Below are 1,236 nucleotides of genomic sequence, written 5' to 3'. Positions count from 1 at the left end.
CGTCACCGGGTCCACCACACCCAGCAACGACGGCACCACACTCGCCACCCCCACCCCCTCCCGCACCACCAACTCCGCCAACAACCCCACATCCACCCGCTCCGCCTCCGACGCCACCACCAGCCGCCCACCCGACGCCAACGTCACCGCAACATCCAGCACCGAACCGTCAAACCCAAACGACGCAAACTGCAACACCCCCACCCCAGGACCCGCACCCAACACCGGACCCAAAGCAGCCACCAAACCCACCACCGCCCCCTGCGACACCACCACACCCTTCGGCACACCCGACGACCCCGACGTAAACATCACATACGCCGCCACACCAGGACCAGCACCCACCGCTGGACCCACCACCGGCGCAGAAGCCGCCCCCGGATCATCCAGACACACCACCGGCACACCCAAACCACCCGGCAACCCACCACTCAACTCCCGGACCGTCACCACACACACCGGCCCCGCCTCCCCCAACACCACACCCACCCGCTCCACCGGATACGACGGATCAACAAACACATACGCACCCCCCGCCTTCCACACACCCAACAACGCCACCACCACATCCACCGACCGCCCCAACACCACCCCCACCACCGACTCCACACCCACACCCCGACCAGCCAACACCCCCGCCAACCGCGACGCCCGCTCATCCAACTGGCCGTACGTCAGACTCTCCTCACCACACACCACCGCCACCGCACCCCGATCTCGCACCACCTGCCGCTCGAACAACTCCACCCACGTCACACCCGGCACCGGCACAACACCGTCATTCCAGCCGTCCACCACCTGATACCGCTCCACCTCCGACAACACCTCAACCTGCCCCACCCGCACCTGCGGATCCTCAACCACGACCGACAGGACCCTCACCAACCACCGACCGACCCGCTCCACCGTCCCCGCATCAAACAGATCCACCGACCCCGTCACCGACCCCCGCAACCCCGCCGGACGACCCTCACCACCAACCACCTCACCCAACGACACATCGAGATCAAACTTCGCTGCCGCCAGCTGTACCCCCACCGGCGCCACACGCACACCCGGCAACTCCAGACCCGCCCCATCGACGTTCTGAAGAGTGAGCATCACCTGGAACAGCGGATGCCGCGCCAGCGACCGGTCCGGCGCCAGCACCTCCACCAACCGCTCGAACGGCACCTCCTGATGCTCCAAAGCCGCCAAGCTTGTCTCCCGCACCCGCCCCAGCAGCTCACCGAACGT

1 protein-coding gene is annotated in these 1,236 nt (G+C 66.9%); it reads right to left on the bottom strand.

Going from position 1 to position 1,236, the window contains the following annotated elements; translation table 11 throughout:
• Positions 1 to 1,224 (bottom strand): AMP-binding protein (locus ACFWR9_RS42725; protein WP_383853108.1); only part of this gene is annotated, 1,224 nt, incomplete at its 3' end.
• Positions 1,225 to 1,236: the final 12 nt, after the last annotated feature.

This window comes from Streptomyces sp. NPDC058534, assembly GCF_042717365.1.
Classification (GTDB): Bacteria; Actinomycetota; Actinomycetes; order Streptomycetales; family Streptomycetaceae; genus Streptomyces.
The sequence above is the reverse complement of the archived record's forward strand: the minus strand, read 5'-3'. Positions and strand labels throughout refer to the sequence as shown.